General features: G+C 57.0%; 17 protein-coding genes. 9 read left to right on the forward strand and 8 right to left on the reverse strand.

The genetic code is table 11. The features are described 5' to 3' along the window. Nucleotides 1–25: 25 nt before the first annotated feature. Nucleotides 26–727 carry a fumarylacetoacetate hydrolase family protein gene (locus J7412_RS13165; RefSeq protein WP_209079044.1) on the reverse strand — a complete coding sequence of 234 codons (702 nt, stop codon included), beginning with the start codon at nt 725–727 and terminating at the stop codon, nt 26–28. A 305-nt stretch (nt 728–1,032) separates the two neighbouring features. Between J7412_RS13165 and J7412_RS13170 the strand changes: the two genes are divergently transcribed. The 7 genes from J7412_RS13170 (at nt 1,033) to J7412_RS13200 (ending at nt 8,611) form a co-directional block, all read left to right on the forward strand. Next, a complete protein-coding gene (locus tag J7412_RS13170; protein WP_209079045.1) occupies nt 1,033–2,769 on the forward strand; it encodes an ABC transporter substrate-binding protein in 1,737 nt (578 codons plus the stop codon). Nucleotides 2,770–2,913: 144 nt separating this feature from the next. Continuing rightward, on the forward strand, nt 2,914–3,975 hold the full coding sequence (locus J7412_RS13175; RefSeq protein WP_209079046.1) for an ABC transporter ATP-binding protein: 1,062 nt from the start codon (nt 2,914–2,916) through the stop codon (nt 3,973–3,975). Nucleotides 3,976–3,986: 11 nt separating this feature from the next. Next, the gene (locus J7412_RS13180) at nt 3,987–5,078 is read left to right on the forward strand and encodes an ABC transporter ATP-binding protein (protein ID WP_209079047.1); all 1,092 of its coding nucleotides are present in this window, start codon (nt 3,987–3,989) and stop codon (nt 5,076–5,078) included. Beyond that, nucleotides 5,075–5,938, forward strand: a complete 864-nt coding sequence (locus J7412_RS13185) for a sugar ABC transporter permease (protein WP_209062155.1) — start codon at nt 5,075–5,077, stop codon at nt 5,936–5,938. Before J7412_RS13180 ends, J7412_RS13185 begins: the two co-directional genes overlap by 4 nt. 11 nt (nt 5,939–5,949) lie before the next feature. After that, on the forward strand, nt 5,950–6,747 hold the full coding sequence (locus tag J7412_RS13190) for a carbohydrate ABC transporter permease (RefSeq protein WP_209062153.1): 798 nt from the start codon (nt 5,950–5,952) through the stop codon (nt 6,745–6,747). Nucleotide 6,748: 1 nt separating this feature from the next. Next, nucleotides 6,749–7,027: a DUF2160 domain-containing protein gene (locus tag J7412_RS13195; protein ID WP_209079048.1), complete on the forward strand. Its 279-nt coding sequence runs from the start codon at nt 6,749–6,751 to the stop codon at nt 7,025–7,027. A gap of 612 nt (nt 7,028–7,639) precedes the next feature. Then, complete coding sequence (locus J7412_RS13200) at nt 7,640–8,611, forward strand: hypothetical protein (protein ID WP_209079049.1); 972 nt, start codon at nt 7,640–7,642, stop codon at nt 8,609–8,611. 612 nt (nt 8,612–9,223) lie between these two features. On the opposite strand, the gene J7412_RS13205 is transcribed toward J7412_RS13200, so the two are convergent. Both J7412_RS13205 and J7412_RS13210 read right to left on the reverse strand, forming a co-directional pair. Continuing rightward, nucleotides 9,224–10,336, reverse strand: a complete 1,113-nt coding sequence (locus tag J7412_RS13205) for a M56 family metallopeptidase (protein WP_209079050.1) — start codon at nt 10,334–10,336, stop codon at nt 9,224–9,226. After that, nucleotides 10,326–10,718, reverse strand: a complete 393-nt coding sequence (locus J7412_RS13210; RefSeq protein ID WP_247738717.1) for a BlaI/MecI/CopY family transcriptional regulator — start codon at nt 10,716–10,718, stop codon at nt 10,326–10,328. Before J7412_RS13210 ends, J7412_RS13205 begins: the two co-directional genes overlap by 11 nt. Before the next feature lie 207 nt (nt 10,719–10,925). Here J7412_RS13210 and J7412_RS13215 point away from each other — a divergent pair, with 207 nt between their 5' ends. Next, nucleotides 10,926–11,567 carry a hypothetical protein gene (locus tag J7412_RS13215; RefSeq protein ID WP_209079051.1) on the forward strand — a complete coding sequence of 214 codons (642 nt, stop codon included), beginning with the start codon at nt 10,926–10,928 and terminating at the stop codon, nt 11,565–11,567. Between the two features lie 129 nt (nt 11,568–11,696). Here J7412_RS13215 and J7412_RS13220 read toward each other — a convergent pair whose 3' ends face one another. Together J7412_RS13220 and mgrA are read right to left on the reverse strand one after the other, a co-directional pair. Beyond that, nucleotides 11,697–12,593, reverse strand: a complete 897-nt coding sequence (locus J7412_RS13220) for an NAD(P)-dependent oxidoreductase (protein WP_209079052.1) — start codon at nt 12,591–12,593, stop codon at nt 11,697–11,699. Nucleotides 12,594–12,618: 25 nt separating this feature from the next. Further along, entirely contained in the window at nt 12,619–13,656 is a 1,038-nt protein-coding gene (gene mgrA, locus J7412_RS13225) for an L-glyceraldehyde 3-phosphate reductase (RefSeq protein WP_209079053.1), read from the reverse strand. Between the two features lie 167 nt (nt 13,657–13,823). On the opposite strand from mgrA, the gene J7412_RS13230 reads away from it, so the two are divergent. Then, nucleotides 13,824–14,690 (forward strand): GntR family transcriptional regulator, encoded by an 867-nt coding sequence (locus J7412_RS13230; protein WP_209079054.1) that lies wholly within the window; start codon nt 13,824–13,826, stop codon nt 14,688–14,690. Nucleotides 14,691–15,025: 335 nt separating this feature from the next. Here J7412_RS13230 and J7412_RS13235 read toward each other — a convergent pair whose 3' ends face one another. From J7412_RS13235 to J7412_RS13245, 3 genes are read right to left on the reverse strand one after another with little or no spacing between them, the layout of a single operon-like run. Further along, nucleotides 15,026–15,760: a FadR/GntR family transcriptional regulator gene (locus J7412_RS13235; RefSeq protein WP_209079055.1), complete on the reverse strand. Its 735-nt coding sequence runs from the start codon at nt 15,758–15,760 to the stop codon at nt 15,026–15,028. Nucleotides 15,761–15,769: 9 nt separating this feature from the next. Then, a complete protein-coding gene (locus J7412_RS13240) occupies nt 15,770–16,516 on the reverse strand; it encodes a DUF1028 domain-containing protein (RefSeq protein ID WP_209079056.1) in 747 nt (248 codons plus the stop codon). Further along, on the reverse strand, nt 16,513–18,294 hold the full coding sequence (locus J7412_RS13245) for a gamma-glutamyltransferase family protein (RefSeq protein WP_209079057.1): 1,782 nt from the start codon (nt 18,292–18,294) through the stop codon (nt 16,513–16,515). Before J7412_RS13245 ends, J7412_RS13240 begins: the two co-directional genes overlap by 4 nt. Between the last annotated feature and the right edge of the window lie 6 nt (nt 18,295–18,300).

Raw genomic sequence — 18,300 nt, forward strand, 5'->3', positions numbered from 1 at the left:
TAAATGCTTGCGCTCTGGATAAGCCTCAGCTTTTTGTAACTTTCAACGCCAGTCGGATCGGCGCGAGCCCGTCGATCCCACCTGTGATCACCTGCCCGGCTGTCACCGGCCCCACACCGGCGGGCGTGCCTGTCAGGATCACATCCCCGGCGGTCAGGTGATAATAGCGCGACAGATGCATGACGATCTCTGTGGGCGACCAGACCATCTCGCTCAGATCGGCGGCCTGACGGGTCTCTCCGTCCACCTCCAGATGGATCGCCTGCGCCGCTGGTGCGCCAAATTCTGCGGCTTTTGTCAGCGGCGCAAAGACAGCTGAGCCTTCCACATCTTTGCCAAGCGACCACGGCCTGCGGTTGTCCTTGCCATCCTGCTGCCGGTCCCGCCGTGTCATGTCCAGCGCACAGCCATAGGCATAGATCGCCGCTGCGGCCTCCGCCTCGGTGGCTTCAAACACCGAGGCCCCCAGCACAAAGGCCAGCTCCATCTCGTGATGGTAATTCTCAGTACCCGGAGGGAAATCCACCTCCGCCCCGCTCAACACCGCATGAGCCACGGATTTGGTGAAGTACCATGGTGCCTCACGGTCCACCTCCCCGCCCATCTCCGCCGCATGGGCCGCATAGTTCCGCCCCACGCAGAAGATACGGCGCACCGGATAGCTCAGCGCCTCGCCCGCAACAGGGAGCGCAAACACCTCTGGTGCCTCAAACAGATAATCTGACATGAAAAATCCCTCCCACGGTGCGTGCGCCAGAATGCGTGAAAAGCTGCATCCCACAGTCATAACGTCATCGCATCGGCGTGCAAAGCAGTCTGAACACTTGTTCAGAGTCAAGGTTTATTTACCGTTGACGCCCTCAACCAAAAGGGTCAAATATCAACAAAACAAAGCAAACACAGTCACTTAGTGAGAATGACCCGAAGGAAGTTTCTCACTACTAATAAATTAGTTGACTAAAAATTCCTCTTTTGACAACGTAAGGCATCCGGCTTTCTGCAGCCGGGGATACAACCAATCGGGAGGAAAAGATGCGGAAGTATCTTATCTCCGCCGTTGCGGCTTCTGCCGTGATTGCGGGTACACAATCGCTTTACGCCGACGAAGCGGCAGCCAAGCGCTGGATCGATGCCGAATTCCAGCCGTCTTCGCTGAGCAAAGACGAGCAGATGAGCGAAATGCAGTGGTTCATCTCTGCGGCACAGCCCTACGCGGGCATGGAAATCAACGTGCTGTCGGAAGGCATTCCGACCCACGGTTATGAAGCCGAAGTTCTGACCAAGGCTTTTGAAGAAATCACCGGCATCAAAGTCAACCACCAGATCCTCGGTGAGGGAGAAGTGGTTCAGGCGGTGCAAACTCAGATGCAGACCAAGCGGAACCTCTATGACGGCTATGTCAATGACTCCGACCTGATCGGTACGCACTCCCGTCTGCAACTGGCCTACAACCTGACCGACATGATGGCGGGCGACTGGGCAGCGACCACCTCACCAACCCTTGATCTGGATGACTTCATGGGCACCCAGTTCACCACCGGCCCGGATGGTGACCTGTACCAGCTGCCGGATCAGCAGTTCGCAAACCTCTACTGGTTCCGCAAAGACTGGTTTGACCGCGCAGACCTGCAAGAGCAGTTCAAAGCCAAATACGGCTATGACCTCGGCGTGCCTGTAAACTGGTCCGCCTATGAAGACATCGCAGAGTTCTTTTCCAAAGACGTGAAGAACATCGACGGCGTCGACATCTACGGCCACATGGACTACGGCAAACGCGCACCAGACCTTGGCTGGCGTATGACCGACGCATGGCTCTCCATGGCGGGCGCAGGCTCCAAAGGTGAACCAAACGGTGTGCCAATCGACGAATGGGGCATCCGCATGGAAGCCGGCTCCTGTAACCCAGCCGGTGCATCCGTCACCCGCGGTGGTGCAGCAAACGGTCCAGCAGCAGTCTACGCGATCCGCAAATGGGACGAATGGCTGCGCAACTATGCCCCTCCCGGTGCGGCCTCTTATGACTTCTACCAGTCTTTGCCAGCTCTGGCACAAGGCAACGTGGCCCAGCAGATCTTCTGGTACACCGCCTTTACCGCAGACATGGTGAAGCCACAGTCTGAAGGCAACAACACCGTGGACGCCGAAGGCAACCCACTGTGGCGTATGGCACCAAGCCCACACGGCCCTTACTGGGAAAAAGGCCAGAAGGTTGGCTATCAGGACGTTGGTTCCTGGACCTTCCTGAAGTCCACCCCGGCGGACCGCGCACAGGCGGCATGGCTCTATGCTCAGTTCGTGACCTCCAAAACGGTTGACGTGAAGAAATCCCACGTGGGTCTGACCTTCACCCGTGACAGCTCTGTGAACCACGAAAGCTTCACCGAGCGTGCCCCGAAACTGGGTGGTCTGGTAGAATTCTACCGCTCTCCTGATCGTGTGGCATGGTCCCCAACCGGCGTGAACGTGCCTGACTATCCGAAGCTGGCCCAAATCTGGTGGCAGCAGATCGGTGACGTGAACTCCGGCGCCTTCACTCCACAGGAAGCAATGGACCGTCTGGCCGAAGAAATGGACATCACCATGGCGCGTATGCAGCGTGCTGATGAGGCCCAGAATGTCTATGGCGGCTGTGGTCCTCGCCTCAACGAGGAGAAAGACGCAGAGTGGTGGTTCGCCAACGGCGGTGCCAAGCCAAAGCTGGACAACGAAAAACCACAGGGCGAGACCGTAAACTATGACGATCTGGTTGCCCGCTGGAACAAGAACTAACTGTTCCTCCTGACCTGACACTCCCCGTGTTCATGGTCAAACCGGCCGGGGCTTACCCTTCAAGCCCCGGCCACCTTACCAACACTCCCCTCCTCCATTGCCCCATCTGTTTGGGTACGCTCCACAAGGATCAAAGGTGCATCCATGGCACTTGAACTAAAGAACATTTCCAAGGTCGTGCAGGGTGTGACACACATCAAGCCAACGACCCTGACGTTGAGAAAAGGCCATTTCAACGTTCTGCTGGGTGAAACCGGCGCCGGCAAAACCTCCCTGATCAAGATGATGGCCGGGCTGGACCCGATCGCCTCCGGTCAGATCATCATGGAGGGCGAAGACGTCACCGCGCTGACCACCCAGAAACGCAAGATCAGCCTCGTGCACCAGTTCTTCGTGAACTACCCGCATATGACGGTGTTTGAAAACATCGCCTCCCCGCTGAAAGTGGCGGGCATGGCCAAATCCGAGATCGAAGACCGCGTGGCCGAGGCCGCCGATATTCTTCAGCTTGGCCCCATGCTGCACCGTCGCCCGCATGAGCTTTCTGGTGGCCAGCAACAGCGCTGTGCGCTGGCGCGTGCGATTGCCAAGGAAAGCCGCGCAGTGTTTCTGGATGAGCCGCTGGCCAACCTTGATTACAAACTGCGCGAAGAGCTGCGCGAACAGCTGCCAGAGCTGTTTGCCGGTCGCGGCGCTGTGGTGGTCTATGCCACATCCGAACCCGAAGAGGCACTCCTGCTGGGCGGAGAAACCGCGCTGATGGTGGATGGCAATGTGGCCCAGTTCGGCACCACTGCTGATATCTACCGCGCTCCGGCCTCTCTCACGGCGGCCCGCATCTTCTCTGATCCGCCGATCAACCACGCGCCGGTCACCAAGCGCGGCGACGCCATGCATCTTGGCGCGCTGAGCTGGACCGCCGCAGGCGAGGCCGCAGGTCTCAAAGATGGCGACTACATCATGGCTGTGCGCCCACACCACGTGCTGCCTCATGCCCATGACGGCTCAGATGTGGCTCTGAAAGGCCATGTGGGCGTGACCGAACTCTCCGGGTCCGAAAGCTCCGCCCACTTTGATTTTGACGGCAACAGCTGGGTCAGCCTCGCCCATGGCACCCACCCCTACCGGATTGGCGAAGAGCATGACTTCTTCCTTGATCCGACCACCTGTTTTTACTTCGCGCCCGATGGCGCCCGCGTCGGCTGAGGGCAGACAGAATGGCGAAAATCACACTTAAAAACCTCCGGCACAGCTACTACCCCGATCCCAAGGGGCCTCAGGACTTTGCCCTCAAAGAAGTTGATCTAGATTGGCAGGACGGCGGCGCTTACGCCCTGCTTGGCCCCTCCGGCTGCGGCAAGTCCACGCTTCTCAACATCATCTCCGGCCTTCTCGTGCCCTCTGAGGGCCAGATCCTCTTTGACGGTCAGGATGTCACCACCCTGCCCCCGGATCAGCGCAACATCGCCCAGGTGTTCCAGTTCCCGGTGATCTACGACACCATGACCGTGCGCGAAAACCTTGCTTTCCCGCTCAAGAACCGCTGCGTGGATCCCGCGATCATCGAAAAGCGCGTGGCAGAGATTGCAGAGATGCTCGAAGTCACCGACATGCTGGATCGCAAAGCGGCTGGCCTCTCGCCGGACAACAAGCAAAAGATCTCCATGGGCCGTGGCCTTGTGCGTGATGACGTGAATGTCGTCATGTTTGACGAACCGCTCACCGTGATCGACCCGCACCTGAAGTGGAAACTGCGCACCAAGCTCAAAGAGCTGCACCAGCGCGTCTCCCACACCATGATCTATGTGACCCACGACCAGACCGAAGCCCTCACCTTTGCCGATCAGGTGGTGGTGATGCAGCTCGGCGAAGTGGTGCAGATCGGCACGCCTGAAGAGCTGTTTGAACGCCCCGCACATACCTTTGTGGGCCACTTCATCGGCTCCCCGGGCATGAACGTGCTGCCCGCCGAAGTGAAAGACGGCCAGGCCCTTTTTGCGGGCCGTGCGGTCGCGCTGGAAGGTCCGATCAACGCAGGCGCCTCCGGTCAGCTCGAAATCGGCATCCGCCCCGAGTTCGTGCGCCTCGCTGACACCGGCATCCCTGCCACTGTCACCCGCGTGGCAGATGTGGGCCGCCACACCGTGGTCGAAGCCACCGTCGGCACTCACAAGGTCGCCGCCATCCAAAACGGCCCCGCGCCGCAAAAAGGCGACGAGGTGCATCTGCATTTCACCCCGGAACACACCCGGCTCTACGCCGACGGCTGGATCGCAACCACGCCCGCGCAAAAGGAGAGCGCAGCATGAAAACCGAAAACCAAAAAGCCTGGTTCTTCGTCGCCCCGGTGCTGATCCTCGTGGCGTTCAACGCCATCATCCCGATGATGACCGTGGTGAACTACTCCGTACAGGAAACCTTCGGCGACAACCTCTTCTTCTGGGAAGGCCTCACATGGTTTGAACAGATCCTCCGCTCCGAGCGCTTCCACGCCGCTCTGGGGCGTCAGTTCTTCTTCACCGCCATGATCCTGCTGATCGAGATCCCGCTTGGCATCGCCATCGCGCTCTCCATGCCGCGCAAAGGCTTCTGGGTGCCGGTCTGCCTCGTGCTCATGGCCCTGCCCATGCTGATCCCATGGAACGTGGTCGGTGCGATGTGGAACATCTTCGCCCTACCAGACATCGGTCTTCTGGGCTATTTCCTCAACCACGTGCTGGGCATCAACTATGACATGACCCAGGATCCCGTGGCCGCATGGGTGACCATCATCACCATGGATGTGTGGCACTGGACCTCGCTTGTGGTGCTCCTGTCCTACGCGGGCCTCGTCTCCATCCCCGACGCCTACTATCAGGCGGCCAAGATCGACGGCGCCTCCAACTGGTCCGTGTTCCGATTCATCCAGTTGCCCAAGATGAAAAGCGTTCTGACCATCGCAATCCTTCTGCGCTTCATGGACAGCTTCAACATCTACACCGAGCCCTTCGTGCTCACAGGTGGTGGCCCCGGCAACTCAACCACGCTCCTGTCCATCGACTTGGTGAAAATCGCATTGGGTCAGTTTGACCTCGGCCCCGCCGCCGCGATGAGCCTCATCTACTTTGCAATCACCCTCTTTGTGTCCTGGCTGTTCTACACACTCATGACCAAAGACGACCTAAACTAAGGAGAGCGATCATGCGCAAAAGATCACTCGTTCCAATCCTCTACATCTTCTTCCTGATGCTGCCGATCTACTGGCTGGTGGCGATGAGCTTCAAAACCACAAATGAGATCCTCTCTGGCTTTTCGCTCTTCCCACAGACCTTCACGCTGGAGGCCTATGTCACGATCTTCACCGATCCCTCCTGGTATTGGGGCTATATCAACTCGATCATCTATGTGTCTCTGAACACGCTGATCTCCATCGCCGTGGCCCTGCCCGCCGCCTATGCCTTCAGCCGCTACCGCTTTCTGGGCGACAAACAGCTGTTCTTCTGGCTGCTGACAAACCGCATGGCACCGGCAGCCGTGTTCGCCCTGCCGTTCTTTCAGCTCTACTCCGCTGTGGGCCTGTTTGACACGCACCTCGCCGTGGCGCTGGCGCACTGCCTCTTCAACATCCCGCTTGCCGTGTGGATTTTGGAAGGCTTCATGGGCGGCGTGCCAAAGGAGCTGGATGAAACCGCCTATGTGGATGGCTATTCCTTCCCGCGCTTCTTCCTGACGATCTTCATCCCGACGATCAAAGCCGGTGTGGGTGTGGCAGCCTTCTTCTGCTTCATGTTCTCATGGGTCGAGCTGCTGCTCGCAAAAACCCTCACAGCTGTGGCTGCCAAGCCCATCGCCGCCACGATGACCAAGACCGCCTCTTCCGCGGGATATGAGCTGGGCCTGCTGGCCGCTGCTGGCACGCTCACCATCATCCCCGGCGCCATCGTGATCTATTTTGTCCGCAACTACATCGCGAAGGGCTTCGCGATGGGGAGAGTTTGATATGCTGAGCTGGATGGCATGGACCTGGCCCACGGCCGCAATCTTCATCGTGCTTTTCTCCACAATCGGCCTGCTGATTGTGCTGGAGATCAAGCGCCCTGGCGGGGATGAGCGCAAAGGCGCACTGGGCCTTGTCACCACCCGCGGTGACCGACTGTTCCTCACCTGTCTGGGCGGCAGCTTCATCTTCCTGGCGTGGCTCGGCCTGATGGGCGAGCCGCTCTGGTGGCCGCTGGGCCTCGCCATCGGCTGGGGCACCTTCTGCTTCTGGAAAGTCTGATCCGGTCCCGTATCAGACCGCTTAAAGAAGAAGGGCAGACGCTGAGCGCGTCTGCCTTTTTCTTTTGGCGCGGTGCGATTAGCGCATCAGTATTTCTGCTCCAATGAAGTTTCTTCTACGCTACAATGGCAAGCACTTGGCTCGGGAATATCAGGGAAACAAGCGACGCTCATGCGACCACATGGCGGGCGCGAAAATCTCTGAAGACACCTCTATCCGCACAACAGCTATTCATTTGTGCCATATCGAGCGGCATAAGAGGGCCCTAAATGTGAATTCGCAGCGCTTGCTCCAATTGCCGTTTATCAATGGTATGCCCTTTCCGGTTCCGTTTTACCTAAAATGTCAATGGTTCAGCATGATCGCCGCTACAGCCTCCTGCGCATCTACTTGAACAAGTTGCCAGAATGGGCGACCTGGGTTCTTTAGCTGCCTGCAATCAGGCCTGCGAACTCTTGCCCGCGATCAATGTGGATCACTCATGCTATAATCAAAACCCGAGAACACGCAAAAATTCAACCAAAACACTCTACCTATGCGAGTAGTTCGCTTCTTGGGATTGTTTTTCTGCTCTTTATGTGATGAACTCATGCTATAGATTTAGAGTTTGTTATGCGTTATTTATGGTTTTTGCTTTTAGCAAATGTATTGCTCCTTGGGTGTAGCCCAAAAGCAGTCAATAGTCTCGATCAACTAACGGTAAGTGCAAGCAACGACGGCGAATTTGCGTGGCCTGCAAACCTCAATTTGCCATTTCAATCACGGTTTTTGGCGATTAACGGGCAACTACCTGTACCAGGTCCGGCAAGCTCGTGTTTCGCCAGCAGTTTAAGAGTTGCCAACTCCTTTATTTGCCTCTCTCCTACGGGTAAGTCCAATATCGTTGAGCGTTACTATAAATCGGAGGCGGATGCCGACGATCTAATTGCAATTCAAGACAGACTTTCGAAACTACAGTTGAACCTTGCACAGCTGGTCTTGGCTGAGAAAAACCAAGTAACTGCGCTGCAAACGCAAGCGGCTCAAACGCTAACAACTGAGGCCCAAAACATTGCATTTGAAGCAAAGAAAAGCAACGTGTTTATCTTCCGCTGGGCGTCATCAGGAAGTGCCGGTGGAAGCGGGGCGTTTGGTTCGCTTTTCTCGGCAAATGCTTCGGCAAAGAATGCGCAGTCAGGCTTGGTAATTGTCGCGGGTCTTAGAATATCACAACTTATGATTGGCCTTAACGATTTTGATGGCCGATTTGGCAATGTACCTAAAGGCGTCAAGATCGCTACCTTGACAATGTCTGCCGACGATCTGCTCTATTTTGCGGATTCAAGCCTTAGCGCGGCTCTAGGCGGGTCGTTCGACGGTGAGCTCGAGGATTTGTTATCTAAGGACCAGCTCTCATTGCAAACACAAGTAGCGCTCCAAGCTTACGCCCAAGTAAGTGCAGCGCAGGAAAATCAAGGGTTGTTTAGAAGGCCCACTGTCAGGCCATTGACTGTTGAACAAGCCTTTGCGCAATCCGAAAACAGTCAGGTTTTCTTTTCGACCTTTACAGATATTGAGTCCTTGAGAAAAACGCTAAAAAAATGATCTTGATATTTAGAGCATCGCATCGCCGCTGAATGAACAGGCTTTATTACTCCGATAATTGCGAATTGCTCAGCTTTGCAAGGCTATATCGCGTTCTTTTATTCACCATACGCGATTTTATGTTGGTCTGCTGTTCTGAGCCACAAAAGCTGACCTCGGTGCATCATGCATAACCTATTTAGGTTGGGCGCATCCGCTATATCCGCTGCGCACGCCATGAACGGTGGTTAACTAACTGTTTCGTGCTGCGCCTTTCTGCAGCCGATCCCCCGCGCTTCTCTTTCCCAAAAAATCCCGGGGCGGCCACATCGCAGATGTGGCAGGGGCAGCGCCCCTAAACCGTCACACCACGTGTGACGATACCAAATCGAGCAAGCTTTTCTCCCAACGCAACACGCAACACTTTTGCCCGTTTTCAGGCAAAACGACTCAAAGATTAACGCGCTCCGGCCCGCCGAAATGGCACCTACGCAAAACAGCCGCGATACAGACGCGATACCGACGTCCCTGCACATGGTTAACGCCCCGCTGTGATCCTCTCACAACGGGGCGTTTTGCGTTAACCTTTGACCGGCTTTGGCCTTTGTTTTGCCTTTGGCCGTGCTGGGCGTTTTACCAGCTGCGCTGCGCCAGTGTGTTGAGCTGATTGAGCCGGTCCAGATTGGCCACTGTGCTCAGCATTATCCGCTCATGGCTCCAGTCCTCAGGCTCCGCCAGAGAGACCGCCCCCACCAGCACACAGCCTGCCATCACGATAGACAGAACCGCACCAAACAGCACCGCCTCCTTGGCAGGCGCGTCCTGATCCTGCGCAATCTCCAGAATGCGGTCTTTCAACATGGAGCGGCGCGACAGGAACGGCACCCGCCGCCCCACCAGTGGCACCCCAAAGGCCGCAGGCTGTTGCGAGGCCTTGGCACTGCGCCGCGCAATCTCCAGAAGCCGCAGCGCATAGGTATGGGCATCAAAGCCCTTGCGCGACAGATACGCCCGGTCGCACGCCAGTTCACCAAGCTTGCGCAAGCGACTGGAAAGAAACCAGAAACCGGGATTGAGCACCGCAACGGGAGAGATCAGGGAAAGCAGAACTTCCGCATCCACATCACCTTGACGGATGTGCTGCAACTCATGGCCAAGCGCCATTTGCACAGAGGTGCGGTCGCGCAACATCGCCTCGGGAAGCACCACGTAATAGTGCCAGAAACCACGGGTCGAAAATGGCACACTCACGGTTGGGCTGGCCACAATCCGGCAGCGTTTGGTGTGATGCACCACGCGGCCCTCGGTGATCGCATGACGGATGCGCCCGACGTTCAAAAGCAAGTAGCCGCTGCGCGCAACAAACGCCGCGATGAAAACTGCGATCAGCACCTGCGCCACGGTCGAACTCGCGGTGGCCACCTGTGCCATCCAATCGGTTTTGAGCGCCAAAAGCTGCTGCATCTTATGCGCGCTGATGTCGAGATTGCCGTTCAAAACCTGCGAAACCAGTGCGTCCGTTGCATTAACGCTGGCGGCATAGGGAGATGATACAAGATAGGGTGCCACCAGAGGCAACACCGCCAGACAAGCAATCACCGCCATTCCCATCCGACGCCGAGTATAATAGCTCCGTCGTCGCCCAGATAGGACCAACACGCCTTCGAATGCACCGAAAACCAACGCGGCCAACAGGATCACAAGCTGTATCCAGATCGCCCCCCCTACGATTTGATCAACCGTCATCCTTTCTGATCCTCGTTTCAATGATCTCTTTGATTTCCTGGATCATCTCATCTGTCAGGTCCTCATTATCCACCAGTCGCGCCACAAGCGCCGTCGGGGTTCCTCCAAACAAGGTCTTTGACAGGTTTTTCAGGCTGCGACCTTCATAGTCGCGTTTCGCAACGGCCGGGGTATAGACCAACGCCCGATCTTTGCGGGCGGAGGTGACAAACCCCTTCTCGTCGAGAATTTTCATTACGGTGGCCACCGACGTGTAGGCGCGTTGGCTCTGGCCTTCCAAGGCCGCCATAATATCGCGCACCGAGCCAGACCCGATGTCCCAAAGGGCAATCATAAACTCCAGCTCAACATCGGTGAGCATTTCACTGCGTCGACGTGCCAATTGGCCACTCCGTACCTTCATTACTAGGAAATTAGTACTGCAGATCCCCCTCATCTCAAAGCAAAAACTTGAGCCCCTCCCAAAGAGCACCCAATCGCAGGCTGGTTAACCATTTGCAAAGGAAGCAAAGGCTATTTTAGGCACTTAAAGTTTCGAGAATTCACTGTTTCTGTGCTCCAATCAGGGGTGCGCCCACAGGAGCCTGACATGAAACGCTGCCTCGCCACCGCCATCGCAGTTGCCACATTTGGCCTCAGTACACAGACCTCTGCAGAGGTCACCCCTGCCCCTTTCACGCTCAGCGTGGGAGAGTCGGTTCTGGGACACACCTTTGAAGCCGGCTACCGCTTCAACAGTCGATTTGGCGTGCGCGGCCTCTACGGGGACGGCAGTGTCTCCATCGACACCAGCCTTGAGGGCAACCAATATGATGGCGATGTCAGCCTGGGCGGATTTGGCCTAATTTTTGACTACTACACCAGCGGCAACACCTTCCGCCTCAGCGCTGGCGCCGTGACGCTGGATCACCGTTTTGACGGCGCCACCAGCGGCAATATCGTGGTCAATGGCACCAGCTATTCTGCCCCCCTCAACCTCAGCGCCAGCTTTGATCAGTCCCTCGCGCCTATGATTGCTCTGGGGGTTCAAACGCCGATCAGAAACAGCCGCTTTGTCTTCACCGGCGATCTCGGCGTGGTCTACACCGGCGGCGCCACCGCGTCGGGCAGCGATCCGACAAACACGATTGTGCAATCCGACATCGATGCCGAGCTCTCAGACATCAACAACACACTGGACGACCTCCCAATCGCCCCGTTTCTAAAGGTCGGCATCGGGTTTCAGTTCTGAGGACTAACAACGTCGCCAGACAGCGAGGTGGCTACGCTGCACGCAACGCAGGCAAATGCCGCAACGACCTGCGATTTGTCACCGCCAACCCGATCTCGGCGAATTGCCCAGTACCGCAATCTTAGCTTTCTATCCCCGGCTCAGTCCATTCATCTGCGCAATGAAATCTGCCAGCATAGGCAAGTACCGATCTCCCTGCCCCGAAGCCTCCATCGCGGCAAACCCATTTCGTACATCAGCCTGTACCGGGGTGACGGCCCCAACACTGGCAGCCAAATTCGCCAGATACCGCATATCTTTATGGGCGTTTGTGATCGAAAAGCGATGCGCGTTTTCATCCCGATCAAGCGTCCACTTCATGAAGGTATCGTAGAACCCATTGGACAGACGGCCAGGCCTGATGATGGAATCTACCTGTTCCACAGTCAGCCCGGATTTTTCCGCGATGGCCAAAGCCTCAGAGTACAACGCCGCATAGCCCAGAGAGATGAAGTTGTTGATCAGCTTCATCTTATGGCCCAAGCCGACATCCCCCAGATGCACGGCCAGTGAAGCCCAACAGTCAATAACCGGCTTGATCTGCGCAAAGGTCTCAGGCGTGGCACCGACCATTGTGTCCAAAGTGCCCGCTTCGGCCTCCTTTGGAGTTTTGGCCAGCGGCGCATCCGCGAGATCCATCCCGGCGGCGCGCAGCTCTTCGGCCAATTGCATGGTGGATACCGGGTCTGAGGTTGAGCAATCGACAACAATCACACCTTCTCGACCCGAGGCCAGAATCCCGTCATCTCCGCGCACCAGCTGTTCGACCTGGGGGCTGCCTGAGACGCAGAGATGAATGATATCACATTGGGTGGCCATCTCTTTCGCGGATGCCACTTCGGTCGCGCCACGCGCCAGCAGATCATCGACAGGCGTGCGGTTGCGATGACCCATCACAACCAGCTGATACCCTTTCTCAATGATATTCTTGGCCATGCCATGCCCCATAAGGCCGACACCAATAAATCCTACAACAGGTTTGGTCATGTTCTTATCTCTTGTTAGCAGCAGATCATGCGTCAGATGATTGCGACCACAGATTCACATCCCCGTTCGCAGAAAGCCGATCAATCTCGGCCAATTCGCCCGGCGTGAACTCCAAGTTTTTCAACGCCCCCACACAATCAACGATCTGTTCCGGTTTGGATGCGCCGATCAGGGCTGTGGTGATCCCGCCCTCGCGCAAAACCCATGACAGCGCCATCTGCGCCAGTGTTTGCCCGCGACGTTTGGCGACCGCATCCAACCCGCGCAGGTTTTCAATGGTTGCCTCTGTCAACAATTCTGCATCCAGTGATTTCTCATCTGCCGCGCGGCTGTCCTGTGGGACGCCATTGAGATATTTTCCGGTCAGCATGCCTTGTGCCAAAGGCGTGAAGGCGATGGACCCGATGCCAAGGTCTTTCAGCGTCTCCTTCAACCCATCTGTCTCAATCCAGCGATTGATCATATTGTAGCTGGGCTGATGAATGACACAGGGCGTTCCAAGGTCTTTCAGAATGGCGGCAGCCTCGCGCGTGCGTTGCGAATTGTAGGACGATATCCCGACGTAAAGCGCCTTACCGGATTGCACAATCTGGTGCAGCGCACCCATGGTTTCCTCCAAGGGCGTGTTGGGATCAAACCGGTGGGAATAGAATATATCAACATAGTCCAGGCCCATGCGCCTCAGGCTCTGATCACAGGACGCGATAAGCTGTTTGCGGCTGCCCCATTCGCCATAAGGACCCGGCCACATATCATAGCCAGCCTTGGATGAGATGATCAGCTCATCTCGATAGCCTCTAAAATCTGTTTTGAGGATCTCGCCAAAAGCCACTTCAGCACTGCCGGGTGGCGGGCCATAGTTATTCGCCAGATCGAAATGGGTAATCCCATGATCAAAGGCCGTCCGGCAAAGTTGCTGCTTCAAACCATGCGGACGATCATGACCGAAGTTGTGCCAAAGGCCAAATGAAATCGCAGGCAGTTTCAGACCGCTGTTGCCACAATAATTGTAAATCATTTCGTCGTAGCGCCCTGTATTGGGCACATAAGGACCATTGACCATAACCGGGTTTCCCTAAGCAATGAAAGTATCAAAGGAGCATGCGGCACTTGCCCCAAAAGGCCTGCGCCACAGGCAGATCGCTATTAAAAACATATGCTACGTATAGTGGCTGCTCAAATGTCTTTAATTGGGTTATTGTGCAGTTTAGAACATCTCGGAGCTCCCGCATGGCACGACCAGACAGAGTATTCAAAACGACCATCAACGCGGCGTTGGATCGTGCTTTGTCCGGCCTCACCATGACCAATAAATCCGCGCTTTCCAGAGATCTCGGCGTCAGCCGCACCACAATCCGCGCCGTTCTGGCGCATCTTGAACAGATTGGAATTCTTGATGGGGCGGGCAACGTGATACGCGCGCCTGAGCCGGTAGACTACTTTCCGTCATCCGAGACCATGGACGTCCGCGAAACCTTGGAGGCTGCGTTCATGCGAAAGATACGCGAGCAGGAATTGACCCCCGGCGCTCGGCTGGTCGAAGGCCAGTTGGCCCGTCAGTTCGGCGTCTCCGTTCAGACACTGCGCGAGTTCATGATCGGCCTAAGCCGGTTTGGATTTGTCAGAAAGGACCACCAGCGCCGCTGGGTCTTAGAGGGGGTGACTCAGAAATATGTTCTGGAGCTTCATGAAATCCGCGCATTGTTTGAAACACGCGCAGTCGAGAAAACCTGCGACATCCCTGATGACGACCCATTTTGGGGCGGACTACGTCGGCTCAGGCAAGAGCATTCTGCGTTTGTGTCACCTACCGCCCAAGCCAGCCTGCATTTTCCGGCGTTGGACACTGAGTTTCACCGTTTCATAAACGCCGCTGCAGACAACCGCCTGTTTATCGGGTTTCAGGACGCGATCGCCATGATCTTCAACTATCACTATCTTTGGCCAGTCCAAGACCAGGGCGAACACGATCGGGCCGCCGCGCGCGATCATCTGGCCGTAATGGATGCGCTGATGCGCCGCGACAAAGACACAGCCAAGCAGGCGATGCAAAGCCATCTAGACGCAACACGCACCCGGTTCATGAGCAACTTTTGACCGGTGTGTTTGTGAACAAACCCGCGTTCTGGAAGATGCCTCGCCTACAAAACCGACGACTCTAATAGCGCTTGCACAATAAAGGAAATTGGCACTGCCGCGGACCAAACTTTGCTTTGCGCGGCATCTGCAGGAGCATGATCCACAACCGCTACGGCAAAGCAAAGCAGCTTAAGGCTCAATGCCGTGATGCGATCACGAATAGTTTTCTGTGTGGCGAAGCGCCATAAACAAATCAGAGAAATTGTCGCGCATTCACCACCCATGACTTTTTTTGGGGGGCTGCATCGCCCCGGCAGCAGCCTCTTCGGCCACAGAACCTTCTTTGCTAACGCTCAAGTATCTACATCTGCGGCGAAGAACTTTCTGTCTTCAGCACTAGCCAGTGCCGCGATCTCACCCTGAAGTGCTTTAAAGCGAGTATCGAGATGATCCCGCATGGCTTGTCGAGCGGCGTCTGCATGGCCCAGTGCAATGGCGTCCACAATGGCCAAATGTTCAGAATGGGTAACCGCCAGAGACGCGCCGTCACGGGCTTTCGCGCGAATGCTGACCCAGGTTGCGTTAGAACGAATTTTGTCGAGCAGGGCAAAAGCCGTCAGCAGTGGTCGGTTGCGGGCGCATTGCGCGATCAACCGGTGAAACGCACCATCCCAAAGTTCGGTGGCTTGCGCGTCACCCGCCTCAAACTGACGCTGCATTAAATGGCGCAGCCGCGCCAATTCATCGTCGGTGATCCGGTGCGCGCACAGGGCAGCCAATTCTGGCTCGATACAGAGGCGTGCCTCCATCACTTCAAGCGCATTGGTCTCGCCGGTAATTTTCGCCGCCAAATCCCCCATCGGGTCAGCAGGCTGGCCCAGAAAGGTGCCTTTGCCTTGCTTACGCCAAACAAGCCCTTCATTTTCAAGCGCGTCCAGCGCTTGCCGCACATGGCGGCGACCAACGTCAAAACGATCCGCCAAAGCGCGTTCGGTGGGAAGCTTGCCTTGTGCGGCCCATTCACCTGATTTGATCAGGGCCAGAACTTGCTCCCGCACCCGATTGGACGGCGCACTCAAACCCATCATCACTACTCCCTATTCGTATTCAATAGCAGCGGATCTGCTCGGACGCCCAGCTGCCTTGCGCTCCTCCTCAGCAGCAGCAATCGCCGCGTCAATGCCATCCCGCGTCGGGCTGCCTGAGAAGGCATTCGCTGTTGGCATACCTTTGGTGAAATGTACATAACGTTCCTGCGCCACATCCCAGAGACGCGCCAATTCCCCGAGCGGATCAGCGTGATCATCGGCCCGAAGACTCAGCCAAGGGTGCTCTTCGCCGTGATGGATCACAAGCCCTGCCGCTTGTCGCCCGCGCTTATCCCCTCCTGCGGCCTCCCCCGCTTGCATCGCCAGGATCAAACGCTCCGCAAACGGACAGTCTGATTTGGCCATATAGGTTTCCGATGTTGCCTCCAATACTTCTGGCCCTGCCAGCATATTGCCTGCAATTGAATGCCCGTCGCCGAGAATATGGCCCGCCCAATCAACACATTCTGCACCCGTGTGGGCCGCGAAGCCACCGTGCGCATCCATGAGATGGGCCTGCCGAATGACCCGACCCTCATCCCGCGACACGAGATCATCCAACACCTCCTGCGCACGCTCTCCGGCAGCGAGGCGTTTTCGCCCTTCGGTGCCCCAGACCGGATTGCAAAAGGCTTGGCTCGCCGCGGCCACCTGCGCCCCGCAAAAGGGTACAACACCGCCGCAAGCGAAAAACTTGCTGGCGACGATCAACCCGACACTGCCATCGGCGTCGCGCGCTATCAAAGACCAGGTCATCGGCCCACCGCATAGGCTTGCATCAGGCGAGGCGTCGCTGCGGCGCGCATGGTGCCATCGACCTCCCGTAATGCAGCGGTCAGGCGCCCGACTGTCCATGGATCAGCCACCGTCACCTTGTGCCCCCGCGCCTGCAGATCAGCGATCGTGACCTCACCTACATTAGGTTCAATCATCATCTCACCGGGGCGAACCTCACGTGGGAAGAATGATCCTTGAAAATGCATCGAGTGAAACAGAGGCGCGTCCATACATTCTTGCAGGCCCAGCCCAAAATGGACAAAGCGCAGGAACCAGATCAATTGCCACTGGTCCTGTTGATCGCCCCCCGGCGTGCCAAACACCAAACGTACCCCGTCCTTTTCGGCAAGGCTTGGCGTCAGGGTGGTGCGTGGCCTTCGTCCCGGCGCAAGCGAGGTGGGCAAACCATGCTCCAGCCAGAACATCTGGGCGCGGGAGTTAAGAGGAAAGCCAAGACCGGGAATAACCGGGTTGCTTTGCAGCCAGCCACCTGATGGCGTCGCCGCCACCATATTGCCCCACCGGTCAATCACATCCAGGTGCACGGTATCCCCACGTTTTTCCGTCAGGTGCGACATGGTCGGTTCCTGTGCTTCAACCTGCCCCACATTGAAGTCGCGCGTGCTGCGTTCGACATAGGCGTCTGCCATATGCTCATACCCCGGCACACGGCCGGGCCGCTGCTCCAATGAGGCTTTCGCCCCAATGAGCTTGCGCCGCGCCGCGTTGTAGTCTTCGCTCAAAAGTACATCCATCGGGATGTCGCTGTGGTCCGGGTCACCGTAATAGGCCTCGCGATCAGCATAGGCGAGCTTCATCGCCTCCATCACCGTATGCACAAAATCGGCGCCGTTTGGGTCCATTGCCCCGATATCAAACCCTTTAAGGATCGCGAGAGCCTGCAACATCACCGGCCCCTGGCTCCAAGCGTGGGTCTTGTTTACCGTCCAGCCATGATAGTCAAAGCTCAGCGGCGCCTCGTAGGTTGCCCGCCAATTCGCCATATCCTCAGGCACCAACACAGCTGAATGCGATGCCTCAGACACGTCCATCACTTGGGCATCTTCGAGATAGTCAAATATCGCATCGGCCACGAAACCTTCGCGCCACTGACGACGCGCCTCGTCAATCTGGGCTTCGCGGGTATCGCCTGCGCTGTCCGCGAGACGGTCGTAAGTCGCGGCCAGATCGGGGTTCTTGAACAGGGCATGCGCCTCTGGCGCTTCGCCACCGGGGGTCCAGACTTCTGCAGAGCTGGGCCATTCCTTGGCAAAGAAATCCGCCAACCCGGCAATGGTATTCGCCACGCGCGGCAGCACCGGATGCCCGTCGCGCGCATAGTCGATCGCGGGCTGCATCACCTCGCGCAAGGGCAGCGTGCCGTGATCGCGCAGCATCAGCATCCAGCCATCAAAGGCCCCCGGCACCACAGTCGACAAAAGGCCAGATCCGGGAATGAGCGTCAGGCCCTGCTCTTTGTAGTGCTCCACCGTAGCGCCCGCTGGGGCCACCGCCTGCGCACAAAGCACTTCGGTCTTACCTGTCTCCGCAGAATGGAAGATCGCGGGCATATCCCCGGCCGGACCGTTCAAATGCGGCTCCACGATCTGTAAGGTCAGGGCACAGGCAACTGCCGCATCAAAGGCGTTGCCCCCTTTTTCCAAGATAGACATGCCCACCGCCGAAGCGATCCAGTGGGTCGAGGTGACGACGCCAAAGGTGCCTCGGATTTCTGGACGGGTTGTAAAGTCAGACATGGTTAC

This window comes from Shimia sp. R9_3 (assembly GCF_017743755.1).
In the GTDB taxonomy this organism is placed as follows: Bacteria; Pseudomonadota; Alphaproteobacteria; order Rhodobacterales; family Rhodobacteraceae; genus Shimia.